Raw genomic sequence first — 16,738 nt, 5'->3', positions numbered from 1 at the left:
GTGCAGCTGGCAAAGTAAAAGCTAAGCACTAATCGGAAAATAAATAGTAACTGGATGAATTTAAGGAAAATCAAAATGAAAAAAACACTAATCACACTTTCACTAGCGTTATTCACCTCTTCTGTCATGGCTGAAATGGACCATAGCAAAATGGATCATGGCAGCATGGTGATGAAGCAAACAGACACGATGAACATGGCGATGGATGACATGTCAGAAGTCGGCATGCCTGCCAAAGGAGCCAAACCCGATAAAGTGGTGCATGTTTTACTCTCGGATGACATGAAAATCACCTTCAAAAAGGAGGTGAATATTGAACCTGATGATGTGGTGCAATTTGTCGTTATGAACACAGGTAAAATTGAGCACGAATTTTCGATTGGTTCAGCCGACGAGCAGCTAAAACACCGAGAAATGATGCGCCAAATGGGCAATCATAAACATGATGGTGGCAGTGCCGTCACCGTGGCACCGGGTAAAGCGAAACAACTGTTATGGCACTTCCATGGTGATAATAATGTTGAGTTCGCCTGCAATATCCCCGGCCATGCTGAAGCTGGGATGATTAAGAAAATTCAGCTTCAGTAAAAGTTGTCACGCTAACTCGTTAAAAGAAAAAACCGCCCTTCCAATTTGGTAGGGCGGTTTTTTTTGACCATTGATTAATTATTTCAAATCACTGAGCGGTAGCCAGTTTACTTTAACACCCGCTTGTAAAAACATATCTTGGCTGACTTTGATCTTATCACCCCAACGGGATAAGAAGTCTTCTGTTTGCTCTGGGCAGTGTACTGCGGAAATCCCAGTTTGAATGATTTTTGCTGCACAGTTTGGGCAAGGAAAATGTGTCACATAAATTTCGCAACCATCCAAATCACGCTTGGCGAATAGGATGGCATTTTCCTCAGCATGCAGTGTTTTGAGGTATTTCATATCACGATCATCGGTGCCTGCACTGTCTGAAATACCATGCGGGTAACCGTTAAATCCAACCGAAACGATGCGATTTTGCTTAGTGATCACTGCGCCGACTTGCGTGGAGGGATCTTTACTCCAAGAGCCAACAAGTTCTGCCATTTGGTAAAAGCGCTGTGCCCATTTCGAAATCATGTGTTGTTCCTCTGACGATTTTCTTGCATTTCCTCAGTAGCGAGGGAGATATGTGATTAAGATCGACATCAATATCCTAGTTTTCTCACACTTAGTCTAGAGCAATTCTCATTTCTAAACAGAATTCAGCCGTGCCAATCAGTATTAGAGTGAGAGCTCTATCTCATTTCGTGCGGGTATCTTAGCTACGGCGATAGGCAATTATAGGATTAAGTTTGTGAGAGATCTCTTACACGTATCGTGAGACTTTAACGTTTTGCTATGCAATAAAAAGAGATTGAATTTTTGTAATTATTTGAATTTAAATGATAATTGTCATTTTGTGTCTTTCTGGTAGAGAAAAAACAACAGGTGGGGGATTGCTGAAAAAAGTGAAATCCGTAATCTGAAGTTGTCAGCAGGAAGCGGACACGGAACAGGAAAGACCCAAGGATAGGTCATCTTCAGGACGAAGATTCGATAATTCAGGAAGAATGATCGGCAAGGATAGCGAAGGACATTAGCTGGATGCTGAATAACTAGGATGGTTATCAAGGAAAGTTAATGGACGGTGCAAAGGAAAAGTGCACAAATCTGTCGGGACGACGGAGTTAAGGACACCGCTAGGAAGGCGATGAAAGGGAATGCGCTGAGGGAATCAGCAGACTATCAAGGAATTGATGCAGGGAGCACTTATCAGTAGCTGGATTGCTGCGAGTAAGAACTGGAACCCCACTAAGTGAGAGCTTAGTGGGGTTTTCTTTATTTTGGTTACCTAAAAATAATGGCCACCTGAAAATAATAAGTGGTGAGGTTAACATTGCTTCCTGCGGAGTAACTCCAGATAATAGGTGAAAATAATGAAAGGATATGATGATGATTCGCTTAGCCGTTATTGGAACCAACTGGATTACTGACCAATTTATCGAAGGGGCATTAAAAACGGGGGAATTTCAGCTAGTAGCGGTTTATTCCCGTTCGCTGGACAGGGCGAAACAATTTGCCGAAAAATACGATGCTCCTGCTTTGTTTACTGACCTTAAGAGCCTAGGTGAGAGTGACAATGTGGATGCCGTGTACATCGCCAGCCCGAATGTACTGCATGGTCCACAGTCGATTCAAATGATGCAAGCGGGCAAACATGTTATCTGTGAGAAGCCGCTGGCTTCTGATTTCTCATTAGCACAGCAGATGTATCAAGTTGCCAAACAGCATGGCGTAGTATTATTCGAGGCCTTTATAACCCCACATTTGCCCAATTTTTCCGTTCTCAAACAAGAGCTATCGCAGATTGGCGCTATCCGTAAAGCGGTGCTCAGCTACTGCCAGTATTCCTCTCGTTACCCTAAATATCTCAAGGGTGAGATGCCCAATACCTTTTTGCCCGAGTTCTCCAATGGTTCGATCATGGATATTGGTTATTACTGTTTGGGCTCAGCCATTGAACTGTTTGGTGAGCCTAAATCGGTACAAGCCCAAGCGCATTTACTGGAGACGGGGGTTGATGGTAACGGCAGTGTGATCTTAGGATATGACGGTTTTGATGTGCTATTAATGCATTCAAAAACCAGTGACTCCTATTTGCCGAGCGAAATTCAAGGTGAAGAGGCCGCACTGCACGTTGAGATGATCTCTACCTGCAACCACATCACGAGAATTAACCGTGGTGGTCAAACCCAAGATCTGAGTATTGAGCAACACGCCAACCGCATGTTCTACGAAGCACACAAATTTGCAGATCAGATACAGAACAAGACAATAGATGAGCAATGCAAATTACGCTCACTCACCGTTTCCAAATTATTGACAGAAATACGCCGCCAAACGGGCGTGATTTTTCCAACCGATAACCTGTAGTTTCATCGCACAGAGAAGAGAGCAAAAATAATGCAAGCTGAAGTAAAGTGGGTCGAAAATTTCAAGTTCTTGGGCCAATCCCAATCTGGTCATTCGGTGGTGATGGATGGCAGTGGTGGTGCAACCGCGCCTAGCCCGATGGAGATGGTTCTTATGGCCGCGGGAGGTTGTAGCTCTGTGGATGTGGTTGATGGCTTAAAATTGGCCAATCAACAGGTCACTGCATGTAACGCCAAATTGACGGCTGAGCGCCGTGAAACCGCACCGCGGATTTTTACGCTAGTCAATATCCATTTCGACGTATCAGGTGTTGATCTTGACCCTAATGTCGTTGAAAAAGTGACGGCCGATTCATTAGAAAAGTACTGTTCTGTCTGCTTAATGTTAGGCAAAGGTGTCACAATGACTCACAGTTGGGCGATTGTTTAAGCCATTCAATCAATAAAACTAGGAAAAAGCGATATGCTCTGATCTTGCCTTTTCCTATGCGTTACAGGTTGGTTGAAATTAAAGAGGAAAGTGAAACAGTGAGCTTTTCTCTTTTTTCTTTTGTTTATCCAAGTAGTCTAAATACACTAGATGCATAAGGAGGAACGGCTCATGACCGAAATGGAAAAAATGATGAATGGTATGGTGTTTGACGGTGCAGACCCAGAAATGGAAGCCATTCGTAGCAAAGCAGGACATTTACTGTTGCAGATCAACCAATGCGCCGATGCCACAGCCCGCCATCAATTGCAAACTCAGCTATATCGTCAAATTGGCCAACAAAGTGTGGTGCAGCCTCCTTTCTATTGTGAATTCGGTGAAACAATTTCCATTGGTGATGAAACCTTTATCAACATGAATGTCACTATGCTTGATGGCGCTAAAATCACGATTGGTAATCATGTTTTGATTGGCCCTAACACCCAGTTTTATACACCAGCGCATGCTTTGGATTATCGCAGCCGCCGCTTGTGGGAAACATTTTGTAAGCCGATTAGGGTTGAAGATGACGTATGGATTGGTGGCAACGTTGTGATTAATCAGGGAGTCACGATTGGTGCGCGTTCGGTTGTCGCGGCAAATTCAGTGGTCAATCAGGATGTGCCAGCTGATAGCCTAGTCGGAGGCACACCAGCGAGAGTGCTCCGTTCATTAAAAGAAATGAATGGAACATCTGACCTGCATAGTCCATTTAAGGAAGGGCATCATTGAAGCAGCATAAACATACACTATTTGGTGTTGCGGCTATCTTGCTGTGGAGCTGTCTCATGGGGCTAATCAGAACGGTCACCGAGCAATTTAGCCCAATTGGTGGGGCGGCGCTGATTTACACGGTGAGCTCAGTATTTCTGATGCTTGTCATGGGCGTGCCTAAATTCAAACACTTTTCTCTGCGTTATGTTCTGATCGGTGGCGCGCTTTTTGTGAGCTACGAAATCTGCTTAGCATTAGCGTTAGGTATGGCCAATGATCGCCATCAAGCGCTCGAGATGGCAGTGATTAACTATTTATGGCCAGCCTTGACGGTGTTGTTTGCGGTATTTCTCAGCCGTAAACCCGTCCATATTCTGGTGTATCCAAGCGTTGCGCTCGCATTTGTTGGGGTTGCTTGGACTATTACTGATGATAGTGGATTTTCGGTGATGCAAATCTCAGCCAATATTGCGACTAATCCTTTAACCTATAGCATGGCGTTTGGCGGGGCGATTATTTGGGCTGTTTATTGCAATATCACCAAACAGTTAGCCAATGGACAAAATGCCATTATCCCGTTCTTTATGGCTACGGCTATCGCCCTCTGGATTAAGTATTTTCTTAGCAGCGAAAGCACTTTAGTGTTTACCGTTCCAGCAACCTTGAATTTAGCGTTAACGGGTGTGGTGATGGGCAGCGGTTATGCACTTTGGAATGTGGCAATCTTGCGCGGGAATATGATGTTATTGGCGACTCTTTCTTATTTCACGCCAGTGATTTCAACCTTGCTTTCATCGCTAATCTTAGGTGTAGCGCTTGGGTTTAGCTTTTGGCAAGGTGTGATTATGGTGACGATGGGTTCTTTAATTTGTTGGTGGGCGACCAGAGAACGTCAATCTACGGTGCAAGAGAAAATGCCAATAGCCTGACATCGCAACAGCTTTGCTATGTATAAAAAAGCCCTCTCGGGAACGAGAGGGCTTTTTCCGTTTAATTGAGACTGATTAGCGAGCCACGTTCATGGTTAATTGCAGTACGAATGGTAGCTTTGATAAACGCTTATGTAGCGAGCGACGAGTACTTTCGATATCTTCAAGTGCAATCATTTCATTCTCATCAGGGCGAATATCGACATTGACCCACAGCTCATGACCGACTTTAGTCACCGCAGTCAACTCGATATCTTGCTCTGATTCTTCGCCTACGGCAATGACACCTTGATCCACGGTTTTACAAATCTCTTTGCTTGGTGACATCATCAACAATTCACGCGTTGCCGATTTAAGCATGTCATAAGGCACTTTGATAAAGTAAAACGACATTAATAGCATCATGATTGGGTCTGCATAGACGGCATATTTTGCCCAAGGAGACAAGGTCATCAACCAAGCGGCAATGAAACCGACCGTTACCGCGACGCTTAATAGCGTGTCCATTTGCCACTGTTTTACTTCAGCGTCAATCAAACCAGAAGAGTAACGTTTACTCTTGTTGACCATGAACCACCACGCAATCGCACAACCAATCACGTTCACTGTGCCAAAAACAGTGGCGATAGAAGCATCCACTTCTCGACCACCGCTAAACAATGCCATGACAGCCGAGTACAACGAATAACTCACGACTAACAAAATAACGCTGGCTTTGATAGCAATAACCGCAGGTTCTAGCACCGCGCGTCCAAAGGGAAAAGTCGAGTCAGAAGGTTTACGAATGTAGCGTGACGCCACCAGCGACAATAATGTTAACAGCAAACTAACCAGTGAATACACACCGTCAAACACGATAACCAGTGAACCGACAAGCATACCAACCACAAGTCCGCCACCAGCAAAGCCAGAAGCTAAAAGGGCCGAAATCGTCAAAATGCGATTTTCATTATTTCTTGTTCGAGCACACATAAAAGACTACCTGTTGAAAACATGCTGTTATTTTGGCTTAAAGCACGGTTTTGACAATCTCTAAGTGCATTGGTCGTTGGCTTGAATATTGGGGGTTAAGTTTATTTTTAATTAAAACAACTAGTTATGCTGTTATTTTCTTGTCAGGATAATTGACGCTGACTGTCTTCGCTTTAGATTGTTTGAAATGTGGGCATCTTAAAAACCAAACAACGAAAATTAAAAATCAAACAAGAAAATTAAAAATCAAACAAATAGTCACGCAACTTATCGGCTAACCAGTTCATGCCAGGGTGTTCGGCCATGCCAGTGGCCGTAAACATGCAGTAATCTTCTTGAGTGAGACCGTAGGTGTGCTTAATCACCGTTAGCTTTTGTTCACGTAGGAAGTGGCGAATTAAAGGTTCTGGCAATACGCCCCATGCATTCTCAGTCAAAATGGTATTGAGCATGTAATCGAAACTGGAAAAGCCAATGTAGCGACGAGAGAAAGGTTGTAATTCGGGGTTATCTTTTTCGTTTAAATAGACCATCACGGCTTGCATTGCTCTGCGCAGTTCTTCGTCGGTGACTCGCGAAATTTTAGTTAGCGGGTGGTCACTTTTGCACACCGACATCATCCGGATTTTACCCAAAGGTTGATAAGTGATCCGCGGGTCGTTGATTCTTTCGTAATCGACGCCAAAGGCAAAATCGACTTGATGGGTGGCAATCAAGTTGGCTAAGTCGCCGCTAGAAGCCAATACAAGGTTGAACGAGGTCGCGGGAAAACGATTATTCAGCTGGTGAGCAAAATCTTGCCACAAGGCATCAGGAAGAGAATCATCACGGGCAATCCACATCTCGGCGTTGAAGCCCCGTGATATTTGCGTACAGGTGTGTTTTATACGTGCAATGGTCACCAAAACACTTTCACAATCTTTATAAATTGCTTTCCCCGCTTCAGATAAGGTCAGGTTGTTGCCAGTGCGCACAAACAGAGCGGTATCGAGCTCTTTTTCCAACGCTTTAATCGCCATGCTGAGTTTGGTTCGGTTACATTCTAATTGTCGCGCCGCTTCGGAGACTGAGCCAGTGTCCGCGACAGAGAAAAATGCTTCAATTTGAGAAAGGTTCATAACGTTCTCTAAGGCACAATAATGGGTTGATCATAAACAATTTTAGTACCACTGCCTATCTGATGTTCTTCTACCAACTGACGGTTTTCTCGCCAATCAAAGCCAGTTCATCATTTCTTAGTCAAGATTGAGCTGTAACTCTATGAACGTAACACAGTTTTGGTTTATTCTTGGGGAAATTTCCCCAATACAAGAAGTAACACGGAGGCCATGATGGCGAACGAATGGGATGAGTGTGCGGCTCAGTGGGAGCAGGACGAATCCACAACGCTTTTTGCTCAAAATGTGTTTCAGCAATTGCAGAAACGGGTCACTCTCGAAGGTAAACATGTTCTTGATTTCGGGTGTGGTACGGGCTTGCTGAGCCAAATGATGTCTCGCCATGCCAGAGATATTGTCGCGCTAGATGGCTCTGAGGCCATGATTGAAGAGTTGGATAAAAAAGAGTTGGTCAACGTTGAACCTGTGGTGGATTTTCTGACCCGTGGTCTAGTCGCGCAACATCCGGCCTTTCGCAAACAATTCGATCTTGTTGTGGCGTCATCTGTGTGCGCGTTTGTGCCGAATCTTAATGAAGTATTTACTATCATTCATTCTCTATTAGATGAGCATGGCGTTTTTATTCATTGGGACTGGTTGGTTGAAGAAGATGATCCTGACTATGGTCTTAGCCAAAACCAAATTGAGACACAACTGAAAAGCGCAGGTTTTAGCCAAGTGGAAACCGCAGTTGCGTTCGAGATTAAAAATTCAAAAGGTCTAGCGCCAGTAGTGATGGGCATTGGTAGGAAATAACATCATAAAGTCGATGGTTTTCCAGATTGAGAATGGCTTATTTACATTATTTCACTGTTCCATAATGACCAACTTGCGTAAGCTCTAGCTTGTTGATAAGTGTCATGATAGTCACTCCCTAGAAGACTATAAGGCATTGATCACGAATAATTCTGTTTGTTGACTGATAACTCATGGCTAGGGTTAAGCAAAAATAAAAGCACATCAGAAGATAAATAAAGAAGGCCAGTGCAAAATAGTGCTGGCCTTCTTTATTTTAAGCATTGAGCTAAATTTTCAATATTGATTCACAAACATCAGTGTGGTTTTTTGAGCTGATCACACAACCATTTCAAAGCTTGGTCGTTCATACTGGGCTTATTCCACACTAAGCTGTAAGCCACTTTCCCATAATTGAAAGGTAACGGTTTGATGAGCAACTCCCTAGCTTGCATCGCTTGTTCCGCCCAGCGTTTGGAGCAAGTAAAGAGTGAGTCAGTATGCTTGCATAAGATGGCGGCCGCACCAAAGTCAGCAACAACAACCGGAACATGACGAGCTCGATGAGATTGAGCCAAACTCTGTTCAAAAAAAGGTTCAGCCAGCTCTTTATCCATAATGCCGATATGCGATTGAGCAAGGTAGTGATCGATAGTGAGTACTTCATTGGCTAAAGCATGATCACTACGCATTAAGCAGACCATTTCATCGTGAGCAATCACTTCCCACACGAGTTCTTTATCTCGCGTTGGGGGCTGGCTGATATCGTGTGGCAAAATGACGAAATCAATCAGCCCGCTTTGCAGGGCGTCGAAGCCATAGTGATCTTTCGAGTAGATAGTAAAGGAAGCTTGCGGTGCATGATTTTTTATTACGTTTGTCAAAATAGGAGCAAACAGCTCAAAGGCACTTTCTCGCATCGCAAGGCGGTATTTCCCCTGATAATGTTGAGGTTCGAAATTTGAGTGATGCAGCAATCCATTCATGCTAGAGAGGATTGAATGAACAGTGGGGCCCATTTGCAGAGCGAAAGGGGTAGGTATCAAATGTGTGCCGTCACGATAAAATAGTTCATCTTCCAAGAGAATGCGCAATTGCGACAAGTTTTTACTGATGCTTGAAGGGCTAATGCAGAGCTGGGCCGCTGTTTGCGTGACGCTGCGGGTACTGAGCATGACGTGTAGCGCTGTTAGGTGTTTTAAACTGATTCTTGAAAGGTGAATATAATCCATAAATAAAGGCGGTTCCTCCAAACTTTTTCAAAAGCATATCACTGACATACTGACAAATTACACGAAAAGATGCGGGTTATTTGACAAGCTGCCGAAATATTTACCGCTGTGCCTACATCAACTTCCATCGCCTTTATTTCAAGAATAATGTTTATGTAAACAGCGCGTGGATTTCTTCTAATACATGAGGATTGGCAATTGCACCTAAGTTTTTGACTGTCTCGCCATGCAGTACTTGCTTCACCGCGAGTTCTACCAGTTTTCCGGATTTGGTACGAGGCACATCACTGATGGAATGGATCTGCGCAGGTACATGACGAGGGGAGCAGTTTTCTCTTAGGCGCTGTTTGATGGTGTTCACCAGTAGGGTGTTGAGTTCGCACTGTGGAGCCAGTTGTACAAAAAGGATGATCTGCTCATCATTATCGATTTTCTGACCCACTGCGACCGAATCTTGTATTTCAGGAAAGCTATTCACTTGCTGATAAATTTCCGCCGTGCCGATACGCACGCCTCCAGGGTTTAAGGTGGTGTCACTGCGCCCGTAAAAACGTATTCCACCATTGTCGGTCCACTCAACTTCATCACCGTGATGCCATACACCAGAAAACTTGCTCCAATACGCATCGTGATAACGTTGGCCATCGTCATGCCAAAACCCGATGGGTTGATTAGGGAAACTGTTGCAGCAGACTAACTCTCCCCGTTGTTGTATCACGGGTTGACCAAGGTCGTTAAATACGGCGACATCAAGTCCTAAGCCTGCGCCTTGGCATTCTCCTCGATACACTGGCGATATGGGGTTGCCAAGCACGAAGCAGCCACAAATATCGGTTCCACCCGAGATAGAGGCGAGGTGTAAGTCCGCTTTTATGTTGGCGTATACATAATCAAACTGTTTTGGGTACAAAACCGAACCTGTTGAACATAATGTTTTCAGTGAGGAGAGAGGGTAGTAATCGCTCGGTGAATACGCGGTTTTTTGCAGTGCCTCTAAATATTTGGCTGATGTACCGAACAAAGTGATGTTGGCTTCTTCTGCCAAATCCCACAATACACCCGGTTGCGGATACATTGGGCTACCATCATAAATAACCAACGTAGCACCGCTAGCGAGCGCCGAAACATGCCAGTTCCACATCATCCATCCACAAGTGGTGTAATAAAACACACGATCGCCCGGTTGAATATCACAGTGTAATTGATGCTCTTTGAGATGATTTAAAATCGTACCGCCAACCGAGTGGGCGATGCATTTGGGTTTACCTGTCGTACCTGATGAGTACAAGATAAACAGTGGGTCATTGAAGCCAACGCGTTCATAGCGTAGCCCACGTGGAAGGTAACTTGCGAGAATCGCATTCCAATCAGAAAAAGCGTCGTTAAAATCAGCCGTGAGTGAGCGTTGCTGTAAATATTCGATCTGACAAATGTTGTGTAGGCTCGAAATAGCATCGGCAATCTGACCGTTTTTTTCTTCCATGAGGTGAGTTTTGCCATTAAACGTATACCCATTGCAGCAGAATAAAATTTTGGGTTGTACTTGGCCGAAACGCTCCACTACGCTGTCGACACCGAAATCAGGAGAGGTTGATGTCCAAACGGCTCCTAAGCTAGTAGTCGCTAACATAGCCACTAAAGTTTCGGTCATATAGGGTAAGTAACCGGCGACAACATCACCTTTTTCAACTCCATTTTGTTTTAACCACTGCTGGATAATAGAAACCTGATCACTGAGTTGCTGCCATGTTAGCTTCTTGCTTTGCCCATTTTCATTTTTAAACCAAACGGCAATGCCTTCTGGTTGTTGAAACGCATAAGAGAGCAGATTTTCCGCGTAGTTCAGTTGTGCTTGGGGAAACCAAATTGTGTCTCTGGCGGCGGTGAAGTCGTCCCATTTCGCAATCCCCTCACCGTAAATGCAGTTACCACGAAAGCCGATCACATCGCAAAATTGCCACACTTCTAACCAAAATTGTTTTCTCGCGGCAACGGACCAGAGATGCAGTTGTGAGTAGCTTTCTATCGCCTCACCTTGCATATTAATGTGCTCAATAAACTGGTTTAAATTGGACGCTTTGATGCGGTCTTGGCTAGGGACCCAAAGCGGTGTGTGCGGCGTCAAATTTTCTTCAAACATAATCGCGATCCCTTGCACGTTTATTTTCTGATCTGTTGGCACTGTTTAGTGTTGTCGGCGAACGCCGTAAAGTCAAACGGGTTGGCCATAATCATATCCCTGATATCTAAGTAAAAAAACTATAAATGTAAAATATTTGTTACGCGTGAGCGTCGTCAGATGTCGAGCCTAAGATTGGCAGACTTTTCACGAGGCGATAGGCTTAATGTAATCGATTTGTTAAAAGGTTGTGGTATGACGCAGTATCATTCTAAGCCATTAAATAGCAAAGGTTTCATTGACTGGAGTAACGAAGAGGATCGGATTTGGTATGATCTGATCGCACGTCAAGAAACCGTCGTTGAGCAGCGAGCATGCCAAGCCTATTTGGATGGGTTAGCGATGCTGCAACTCTCTAAAGATCAGGTTCCTCAGTTGCCCGATATCAACCGTATTTTGCAACGTGAAACCGGATGGCAAGTCGAGCCAGTGCCCGCTTTAATCAATTTTGATCGATTTTTCGCCTTGTTGGCAGAGAAAAAATTTCCAGTTGCCACGTTTTTGCGTAGCCGTGAAGAGTTTGACTATTTGCAAGAACCGGATTTTTTTCATGAGATTTTTGGTCATTGCGCGATGCTTACTCATCCTGATTTTGCATCATTTACTCAGGTTTACGGCAAGCTTGGGGCTAACGCGAGCCCAAAACAGAGAGCTTATTTGGCGCGGCTCTATTGGTTTACGGTCGAATTTGGTTTAGTGCAAGAAAGTGACGGTGTAAAAATCTATGGCGGAGGTATTTTATCCTCCCCCGCTGAAACCGTGTATAGCCTTGATAATCAAACGGCCATACGTGAAAAATTTGACATCCAACAAGTGCTGAGAACGCCATATCGTATTGATATCATGCAACCCATTTATTATGTGTTGGATGATCTACGAGATCTGTACCATTTGAGCCAAGAAAATCTTGTACAGCAGGTAGAAAGTGCCATGCAGGCAGGCTTGTTGGCCCCCTTATTTCAACCCAAGGAAGAGACCCATGCTTGAAGAATTACGTTGTGAAGCTTGTAGCCTTGATGCGCGAGCATTATCGATCCCCGAGCAGCAGCAACTACTCACTGAGCTTGAGGGGTGGTCTATTGTTGTACGTGATGACATCCCCCAGTTGGAAAAAGTGTATGTGTTCAAAAACTTCAAGTTGGCGTGGGCATTTTCTAACCAAGTTGCTCAATTGGCTGAAGCGGAATTCCACCACCCCAGTTTGTTATTAGAGTGGGGCAAAGTGACCGTGACCTGGTGGAGCCATTCCATCAAAGGACTGCACAAAAACGATTTTATCTGCGCCGCAAAATGTGATGGGTTAATCGACTAAACTTCCTACTATCAATGTTCTATCAATGTTCTAGTTTCAATACACGACCTGATACTTATTTTTCCTTCATTGTGTATATCAGGTCGTTTTTTTATGCAAAAGCCAAACCGTGACCTACACTTTGAAAAGCTCATAATACAAATTTCATATAAACCCAGTGGCTGGGGGCGACGATGGCTTTACAAAAAGTTGTTCATTTCTATGCGTAGGGTTTGACTATGAAAATATCAACGAAAATCATTGCGGCATGTACTATCTTGTGTTCAGTTGGCGTGGTAATCAGCGGTGGTTTTGTTGGGTGGCGAGCATCAGAGCTCTCAAGCCAAGCACTTTATGACCGAGCCGCAAATCAACTTACCTCCGTACGCGAAATCAAAAAGAGTGAAATAACTAACTATTTCAAACAGATCCGTCTGCAAATTGAGACCTTGTCTTCCGAGGTATCGACTCAAGAAGCAATGGATTCTTTTACTCGTTCGTTCTCTCGTTATCCTGCCCACCGTATAACGCCCCAAGATATGGATGCGCTAGAACGGTATTATCGTGATCAGTTTGGTCGTACTTACCGTCAGGAAAACAATGGCAGTCAGCCAAATGAACTTGGTGCATTTGCACAGCTTTCAGAGCAGGGAAAAGCACTGCAGGCTCGCTACATCGGCGTAAACCCTAACGAGCTTGGATCCAAACATCACTTGGATTTTGATTCATTGGGCAGCAGCTATGATGAAGCTCACCGGCGTTATCACGCCTCATTTAGGCGATTTTTAGAAGCGTTTGGCTATTACGATATTTTCCTTGTCGATTTGTCAGGCAACGTGGTTTATACCGTGTTTAAAGAACTGGATTTTGCGACCAATTTATCAACTGGCGCATATCAAAATTCGGGGCTAGGCCATGCATTTGCTAAGGCAAAAAACTTGCAAGAGGGGCAATCCTACCTCGAAGATTTTGCACCTTATTATCCTTCCTATGAGGCAGCGGCTTCGTTTATTTCGGCCCCAATTTTCAAAGAACAGCAGCGGGTAGGCACGCTGATCTTTCAGATGCCGATCGATGTGATCAACAACATCATGACATTTGGCGGTAGCTGGGCTGATGCGGGGCTCGGTAAAAGTGGAGAAACTTACCTTGTGGGGCAAGATGGTTTATTGCGCAGTCAATCACGGTTTTTATTAGAAGATTCTGAGCAATACTTTCAAACCTTAACTGATATTGGTGTTGAGCCTGCCACCATTGAGCAAATCAAAACCAAGGGTTCGGCCATTGGACGTCAACGCATCAAGACCGACGCGGTACGACAGGCATTGGCGGGTGGACAAGGCCTAGAAACCATCAAAGACTATCGTAATGTTGAAGTACTTTCGGCTTACGCACCTCTGGATGTTTTAGGACAAAAATGGGCTATATTAACTGAAATCGATCAATCTGAGGCGTTGCAAGATGTCTCGACTTTAGAGCGTTCAGTATTGCAGACGGTGTTTATTAGTATTGCTGTTCTTGTGGTGCTTTCACTCTTTATTTCTTACATCGTGGGAAGTGGTATATCCAAACCTATCCGCAGTGCGTCGTTAGAGCTGCATCGGATTAATCAGGAGAATGATTTAACCGCGCGTTTAAGTGAAAAGGGTAAAGATGAAATGGCGGAAGTTGCGGTTGCCTTTAACCAGCTATTTAGCAGCTTACAGAAAACCATTGAGCAGTTTGCGCGGGCGACGAAGTCACTCAACGGCAGCACTCATCGTATGTCTTCCAATATGGAGAGCACGCGAGGCGCTGTTGCCGAGCAGAGTATGAGAACAGAATCGGTCGCGGCGGCGGTAAATCAAATGAGTGCTTCAATTGGCGAGGTAGCGCAGTTTGCTAGCCGAGCTGCCGATTATGTGAAATCAGCTAATGATACAGGGTCACAAAGTGTCGACGTCGGGGAAGCGTTGGGAAATGAAATCAGTTTGTTGAGCGATGAGATGAAGATGGCGGTGGAAGCTATTGAGCGGCTCCATAGTGAAAGTAATTCTATTGCTGAAGTGCTTGATGTTATCCAAGGTATCGCCGAGCAGACCAACTTACTGGCCCTTAATGCGGCGATTGAAGCAGCACGTGCTGGCGAGCAGGGTCGTGGTTTTGCGGTCGTTGCCGATGAAGTGCGATCATTAGCAGGGCGCACGCAGACTTCGATTGAAGAGATCCGTAAAAAAATCGATTCGCTACAACATGAAATAAACAGTGTGTCGCAGGGAATTGAAAAGGCCAATAAAACCGTGGTGAAAGGTGTTGAAACCTGCCATTTGAATACGGATATGCTTGCTCAAATCATGTCGATGTTAACCGAACTGAATGACATGAATGTGCAAATTGCTGCCGCGACAGAAGAGCAAAAATCAGTAACGGATGAAATCAGCAGCAGTATTACTTCGATTGCCGATGCTTCACTGTCGGTTTCTGGGCAGGTGAATGATGTTGATGGGGTGCTTACCGACCTTTCTGGGCAAGCAGAGACACTAAATAGTGAGATTGCTCAGTTCAAATATAAGGCGTAACGCTAAGACATTTCCTACTTAATCAGCAACTGTGTTGGTTACGTTCGCTCCAAGCATAGAGTTATACTCAGTTTAACTATGCTTGGAGCGTTGAAGGCTCTGTCTCGTTGACCAAGTTATTGATCCAACGTTTGGAATAGATCCGTTGTGTTGTAAGGATAATTTTGACGGCCTCTTCAAGCATAATAACCATCATAACCCAATGCAAAGGCCAGCCAAGAACCAACCCTGTGTAATAAGCCAACGGAATGCCAATCGCCCATTGGCCAAATAAGTCAATGAAAATACTGTAGTTAATATCGCCGCCACTTTTTAACACGCCACCGATACCGACCATATTAAATACCCGTAGTACCATCCCAAACGCCATTACTAAGCAAACATTCACGGCCATTTGTGTATCATGCAGTGGACTTTTTTTGATCAAAGCGTAAATCCAAGGTTCAGCCAAAAAGCAGAACAATGCCAGCAGCAACGCCAGCCCGCAGCTAGTAAGTACATACCACCAAGAAGTCTGCGCGGCACGTTCGTAACGCTGTGCACCAATTTCATGTCCAAGCAAGATAGAGGCGGCCACGGCAAATCCAAGAAAGGCGGAAATGAGTACACTTTCAATGGGGGAAAGCAGTGAGATAATCGCAAGTTCAGAAACGCCCAACTGGCCGACAATAACGTTGTAAATCAAAATGCCAGCCGCCCATGCTGAATCGTGAATAATCATTGGCCTTGCGACTTTAAAATAGCGCTGTCTATGGTGTTTCATTTTTGCTTGCTGCCAGTTTTCGCGATTGGGCAATAGATGAGCGTAATGTCGCTTTACTTGCCAAAAAAGAAGCATGGTTTGACAGCCGCGTGAGATGCTTGTGCCAATCGCTGCACCCACAACCCCCAATTCTGGAAAGCCGAACAGGCCAAAGATGAGTAAAGCGTTTAAGACAGCGTTAATAATGATGGCCAGAATACTTACTTGAGTTGGCAACTTTGCCACGCCGACAGAACGTAGTGCGCTCTCTAGTGGCACTACTAATGCGGTACAAAATAAGCTAAGTGCTGTGATCCATAAATAATCCGTGGCTAGTGTGACGTATTGAGCATCATTGGCCACTAAAGAAACAACAGACTGAGGTATCCACAAATAGAGCAGCATAAAGGGGAGTGTAAACAGCAGAGCCACTATCCAAGATTGAGCCAATGTCCGTTTTATGCCCTCGATGTTACCTGCACCAAAATATTGCGAAGCTAACACGCTTACTGCACCGCTAGCACCAACAATAACGATGAGATTAAAGAAAAATATTCGGTTGCCAACACCAACGGCCGCCGTAGCGGATTCACCTAATTGGCTGACCATAAAAATATCTACTACACCTAACAGTGAAAACAGCATTGACTGGAGGGATACTGGTACACCAATATCGATCAATTTGCGCCAAAATTGACGGTCTAGCTGATGAAAGGGAGTCATAAACATGGTGCATTACCTCATTTTGATATGCGGCAAGTGTAAATCGAATCGTAATTTTTGTATTCTCTCAATACCTCTATAACTTTTGCCAA

The 16,738-nt window shown here is 44.5% G+C and carries 15 protein-coding genes; 9 read left to right on the top strand and 6 right to left on the bottom strand.

Annotated features, from left to right (window positions below):
- Nucleotides 1–75 precede the first annotated feature (75 nt).
- On the top strand, nucleotides 76–588 hold the full coding sequence (gene copI / locus AACQ79_RS08530) for a copper-resistant cuproprotein CopI (protein ID WP_329605253.1): 513 nt from the start codon (nucleotides 76–78) through the stop codon (nucleotides 586–588).
- A gap of 78 nt (nucleotides 589–666) precedes the next feature.
- On the opposite strand, the gene AACQ79_RS08525 is transcribed toward copI, so the two are convergent.
- The gene (locus AACQ79_RS08525; RefSeq protein WP_010319355.1) at nucleotides 667–1,110 is read right to left on the bottom strand and encodes a dCMP deaminase family protein; all 444 of its coding nucleotides are present in this window, start codon (nucleotides 1,108–1,110) and stop codon (nucleotides 667–669) included.
- Between the two features lie 849 nt (nucleotides 1,111–1,959).
- On the opposite strand from AACQ79_RS08525, the gene AACQ79_RS08520 reads away from it, so the two are divergent.
- The 4 genes from AACQ79_RS08520 (at nucleotide 1,960) to yddG (ending at nucleotide 5,057) form a co-directional block, all read left to right on the top strand.
- Nucleotides 1,960–2,946, top strand: a complete 987-nt coding sequence (locus tag AACQ79_RS08520; protein ID WP_170898928.1) for a Gfo/Idh/MocA family protein — start codon at nucleotides 1,960–1,962, stop codon at nucleotides 2,944–2,946.
- Between the two features lie 30 nt (nucleotides 2,947–2,976).
- On the top strand, nucleotides 2,977–3,375 hold the full coding sequence (locus AACQ79_RS08515) for an OsmC family protein (RefSeq protein ID WP_170898927.1): 399 nt from the start codon (nucleotides 2,977–2,979) through the stop codon (nucleotides 3,373–3,375).
- 171 nt (nucleotides 3,376–3,546) lie between these two features.
- Nucleotides 3,547–4,146: a sugar O-acetyltransferase gene (locus tag AACQ79_RS08510; protein WP_170898926.1), complete on the top strand. Its 600-nt coding sequence runs from the start codon at nucleotides 3,547–3,549 to the stop codon at nucleotides 4,144–4,146.
- Nucleotides 4,143–5,057, top strand: coding sequence for an aromatic amino acid DMT transporter YddG (gene yddG, locus AACQ79_RS08505; protein ID WP_170898925.1), 915 nt, complete (start codon nucleotides 4,143–4,145; stop codon nucleotides 5,055–5,057). The genes AACQ79_RS08510 and yddG overlap by 4 nt, the downstream gene beginning before the upstream one ends.
- Nucleotides 5,058–5,132: 75 nt before the next feature.
- Here yddG and AACQ79_RS08500 read toward each other — a convergent pair whose 3' ends face one another.
- Nucleotides 5,133–6,029, bottom strand: a complete 897-nt coding sequence (locus tag AACQ79_RS08500; protein WP_017043151.1) for a cation diffusion facilitator family transporter — start codon at nucleotides 6,027–6,029, stop codon at nucleotides 5,133–5,135.
- Between the two features lie 239 nt (nucleotides 6,030–6,268).
- Complete coding sequence (locus AACQ79_RS08495) at nucleotides 6,269–7,147, bottom strand: LysR family transcriptional regulator (protein ID WP_010319645.1); 879 nt, start codon at nucleotides 7,145–7,147, stop codon at nucleotides 6,269–6,271.
- Between the two features lie 213 nt (nucleotides 7,148–7,360).
- Here AACQ79_RS08495 and AACQ79_RS08490 point away from each other — a divergent pair, with 213 nt between their 5' ends.
- Nucleotides 7,361–7,942, top strand: coding sequence for a class I SAM-dependent DNA methyltransferase (locus tag AACQ79_RS08490; RefSeq protein WP_049785471.1), 582 nt, complete (start codon nucleotides 7,361–7,363; stop codon nucleotides 7,940–7,942).
- Nucleotides 7,943–8,238: 296 nt separating this feature from the next.
- Here AACQ79_RS08490 and AACQ79_RS08485 read toward each other — a convergent pair whose 3' ends face one another.
- Both AACQ79_RS08485 and AACQ79_RS08480 read right to left on the bottom strand, forming a co-directional pair.
- On the bottom strand, nucleotides 8,239–9,153 hold the full coding sequence (locus tag AACQ79_RS08485; protein ID WP_026028597.1) for a LysR family transcriptional regulator: 915 nt from the start codon (nucleotides 9,151–9,153) through the stop codon (nucleotides 8,239–8,241).
- 151 nt (nucleotides 9,154–9,304) lie between these two features.
- Nucleotides 9,305–11,278: an acetoacetate--CoA ligase gene (locus tag AACQ79_RS08480; RefSeq protein ID WP_170899078.1), complete on the bottom strand. Its 1,974-nt coding sequence runs from the start codon at nucleotides 11,276–11,278 to the stop codon at nucleotides 9,305–9,307.
- Nucleotides 11,279–11,527: 249 nt separating this feature from the next.
- Between AACQ79_RS08480 and phhA the strand changes: the two genes are divergently transcribed.
- The 3 genes from phhA (at nucleotide 11,528) to AACQ79_RS08465 (ending at nucleotide 15,181) form a co-directional block, all read left to right on the top strand.
- Nucleotides 11,528–12,319 carry a phenylalanine 4-monooxygenase gene (gene phhA, locus AACQ79_RS08475; protein ID WP_017045087.1) on the top strand — a complete coding sequence of 264 codons (792 nt, stop codon included), beginning with the start codon at nucleotides 11,528–11,530 and terminating at the stop codon, nucleotides 12,317–12,319.
- On the top strand, nucleotides 12,312–12,644 hold the full coding sequence (locus AACQ79_RS08470; protein WP_017043156.1) for a 4a-hydroxytetrahydrobiopterin dehydratase: 333 nt from the start codon (nucleotides 12,312–12,314) through the stop codon (nucleotides 12,642–12,644). Before phhA ends, AACQ79_RS08470 begins: the two co-directional genes overlap by 8 nt.
- 212 nt (nucleotides 12,645–12,856) lie before the next feature.
- On the top strand, nucleotides 12,857–15,181 hold the full coding sequence (locus AACQ79_RS08465; RefSeq protein ID WP_170898923.1) for a methyl-accepting chemotaxis protein: 2,325 nt from the start codon (nucleotides 12,857–12,859) through the stop codon (nucleotides 15,179–15,181).
- Between the two features lie 76 nt (nucleotides 15,182–15,257).
- Here the strand turns inward: AACQ79_RS08465 and AACQ79_RS08460 are convergent, their stop codons facing one another.
- Nucleotides 15,258–16,652: an MATE family efflux transporter gene (locus AACQ79_RS08460; protein WP_170898922.1), complete on the bottom strand. Its 1,395-nt coding sequence runs from the start codon at nucleotides 16,650–16,652 to the stop codon at nucleotides 15,258–15,260.
- Between the last annotated feature and the right edge of the window lie 86 nt (nucleotides 16,653–16,738).

Origin of the sequence: Vibrio sp. 3-2(1), assembly GCF_963887575.1 — a bacterium.
GTDB lineage: Bacteria > Pseudomonadota > Gammaproteobacteria > Enterobacterales > Vibrionaceae > Vibrio > Vibrio anguillarum.
The sequence above is the reverse complement of the archived record's forward strand: the minus strand, read 5'-3'. Positions and strand labels throughout refer to the sequence as shown.